At 60.1% G+C, this 2,672-nt stretch carries 3 protein-coding genes and 1 pseudogene; 2 read left to right on the top strand and 2 right to left on the bottom strand.

Annotated elements, in window-relative coordinates:
• The first annotated feature begins 121 nt into the window (after positions 1-121).
• On the top strand, positions 122-625 hold the full coding sequence (locus ROTAS13_RS22620) for a transposase (RefSeq protein WP_256371405.1): 504 nt from the start codon (positions 122-124) through the stop codon (positions 623-625).
• On the opposite strand, the gene ROTAS13_RS22625 is transcribed toward ROTAS13_RS22620, so the two are convergent.
• Both ROTAS13_RS22625 and ROTAS13_RS22630 read right to left on the bottom strand, forming a co-directional pair.
• Positions 600-1,811: a DEAD/DEAH box helicase gene (locus ROTAS13_RS22625; protein WP_083755679.1), complete on the bottom strand. Its 1,212-nt coding sequence runs from the start codon at positions 1,809-1,811 to the stop codon at positions 600-602. The genes ROTAS13_RS22620 and ROTAS13_RS22625 overlap by 26 nt on opposite strands.
• The gene (locus tag ROTAS13_RS22630; RefSeq protein ID WP_171979211.1) at positions 1,808-2,488 is read right to left on the bottom strand and encodes a DUF1837 domain-containing protein; all 681 of its coding nucleotides are present in this window, start codon (positions 2,486-2,488) and stop codon (positions 1,808-1,810) included. The genes ROTAS13_RS22625 and ROTAS13_RS22630 overlap by 4 nt, the downstream gene beginning before the upstream one ends.
• Before the next feature lie 63 nt (positions 2,489-2,551).
• Here ROTAS13_RS22630 and ROTAS13_RS28300 point away from each other — a divergent pair.
• Positions 2,552-2,672, top strand: a pseudogene (locus tag ROTAS13_RS28300) (helix-turn-helix domain-containing protein); the annotation flags it as partial.

Genomic DNA, 2,672 nt, shown 5'->3' on the forward strand with positions numbered 1-2,672 from the left:
TCCCGTCAGGCTGCACTCGGCCCTGGGCTACCGCTCTCCCATGACCTACGAAGCCCTCATGCAGGAGGCTGACGTCGACACGTAGCCCCCAAGCCTGAAAACCGTCCACGAGATCGGGTCAATTCCACGACGTGGAGACGGCAAAGGCTCGGGCCATCGACAACGGGCTTGGCCCAAGTTGACGGCGGTGCTCCACACCCACTCGCACCTGATCGTCGGCGCGGTAACGGGCATCGGTCCGAGCCAGGACTCGCCGGACTTCACGCCCGTCATGCGTCAGGCTGCGAGCATCATGACCTTGGATACGGTGCTGGCCGATGCCGGCTACGATGCCGAGCACAACCACCGCCTCTGCCGCGAGGAACTCGGTATCGGCCGAAGCGTCATCGCCCTGAACCGCCGCAACACTGGCCGGCGCTGGCCGAAGACACGGTACCGGCGGGCAATCCGGCAACGCTTTCCTCGTGCCCTCTACCACCAGCGCTGGCACATCGAGAGTGGCTTCAGTCAACACAAGCGCCGCCTCGGCTCCGCGCTGACCGCACGAGGACATCAAGCTCAGCGGCGTGAACTCATCCTGCGTGTCCTCACCCACAACCTCATGCTCCTCGCCGAAACCGCATGAGCCTTTCAACAGAGCAACCCTCGATCAGAGTGGACGTGCAGATCAGGAATTTCAGAGCGCCGCTGTTGAAGAGCCGGACCTGCAGCTGCGCGAGCGCGCGCGGGAGCCGGCCGTGGTGGACGCCAATGCCGCGAGCGAGCGCACGGGCCACAATCCATTCGGGATGGAAGTTTCTGCCTATCCACTCCACTAGTGTGGCAAGCGTCGGATCGACTTCTGTGACCTGCCGCTCGACGAGCAGCTGAGCCACTCGGCGGACACTGCCCGGTGACTGGCAGTAGATCAGCGACGATCCATCCAAGCCTTCCACAAGGCGAACTAGTGCCTCGCGCGGTCCCCCAGTTTGATCGACACGATGAACGTCGCTTGCCACAGTGACGAAGTCGCTGACGATCAACCGCGCCTCAAACCGATCCTGGAAGTCAACCGGAACCGCGCGGATGTTAGGACCGAGAAGGTAGAATTGTCGCGCCGTCTTCAGCAGCTTGTAGAAGGCATGATTCAGGATAGCAGCGCGATCGCCTCCACCGCCACCAGGGTCAAGCTTGTAGAATTCGTCGATCGCGAATAGATCTAGATTGTCGAGATCATCACGCTCGATAACGCGCTCCTGCGTCAGTACGTAAATCGTGCCCCTTCGAGGGTCGGCCGGCTGGGAGGCATGAGTTACGATCTTGTACGTGTCCGAGAAGCGCGATAGGCGCTTCCTGGTCTCGTCGATCAAAGCGATCGTCGGCACGACCAGGGCGACACGTTTGAACTTCCCCGTAGCGATCAGCGCGTCGATGACCAAGCTCTTCCCGAAGCTTGTCGGAGCGCTCAGAATTACGTTCTCTCCGTCGATCAGACGCCAGTAGACCTGTGCCTGAACCCGGTGGAAAACGGTGCCGCTGTCAGCAAGCCGGCCTTCCGGACGGTGAAACTCGAATGCCAGCCGATCACGTATCGAAAGTTCGCTCGGTTCGGCATAAGGGTAGAGGCCCGTCTCTCGGAGCAGGGCATTAAGCAACTGTGAGTAGCCTGCGAAGTCGTCTCGATGCTCAAGAACCCGGATCAGGAGGGACTGAGCAGTAGGATTCTCGGGAGCCTGACCGAGATGACGCGCGACAGACTGCAGAATCGCAAACGCTTCGGCGGAACTCCGGGAGGGTGCTTTGAGCGCGCGAAGCGTCTCTTCCGGGGTCATGCCATCATGCCCTTCAGCTTCGCGTCAAAGCGTTCGATCAGCTTGGCCTTATTGTTCATGGGCAGCAAGATTAGAATGATCTTCACTTCGTCCGGCAGGCGTGCAGCACGGAATCGGCCATGATGTTTGTCGAACTCTGCAGCGATTGCCGCCTCGTAGACGCCGTCGGTGCGCTTATGAGCAGCAACTGTCGAGCTATCATAGGTAAGAAGCACCGGAATGCTGAGGCGCGTGAACACCTCATCCATGGTGACGTTTCCCGCAAGGAGACGTTCGAGGGCTGCGCGATGCGGATGATCCGGATCGACCTTTCGCCAGATTGCTGCGAATTCTGTCCGGAGATACGGAATGCGGGTGTGCTCATGCAGCTCCTTCACCACATCACGTACAGCGCTCGACACATCCTGATAAAGCTTCACCTCGCCCAGCCATAGTTCGAGGCCGTCGTTGGCCTCGACGACGTGAACAGCATCGAAGCCCTTGACCGTGTCGTTCGGTGCATCCTTGAAGAACACCTTGCTTATTGCGGGAGCCGATCCGAACTCTTGCCGGATGATGGCGTGAAGTAGGATCTCGCCGATCGCCCCACGGGTCGCATACTTTGCCGATTTGTAAATCGTCTCGGCTGTGGATCGGCATGGAATAGGAACCCTGTTGGAGGGGTGATCGGCGTCCAAACGGGACCCCACTGACGGCGGGGTTCACAGTGGTTTCCGGGATGATCGGGAGCCAGTGCTGGGATGCTGGTCGTGGAGACAGTGGCAAAGATCCGGCGCCTGCACCGGGTGCAGGGCAAGTCGATCAAGGCGATCTGTCGTGAGCTCGGGATTTCGCGAAAGGTGGTCCGGAAGGTTCTGCGGT

The sequence above is a fragment of the Roseomonas sp. TAS13 genome, from assembly GCF_001950415.1.
GTDB lineage: Bacteria > Pseudomonadota > Alphaproteobacteria > Acetobacterales > Acetobacteraceae > Roseomonas > Roseomonas mucosa.

Coding starts and splice junctions, on each gene's coding strand:
- ROTAS13_RS22625 (WP_083755679.1), bottom strand. CDS start 1,811: ATGACCCCGGAAGAGACGCTTCGCGCGCTCAAAGCACCCTCCCGGAGT.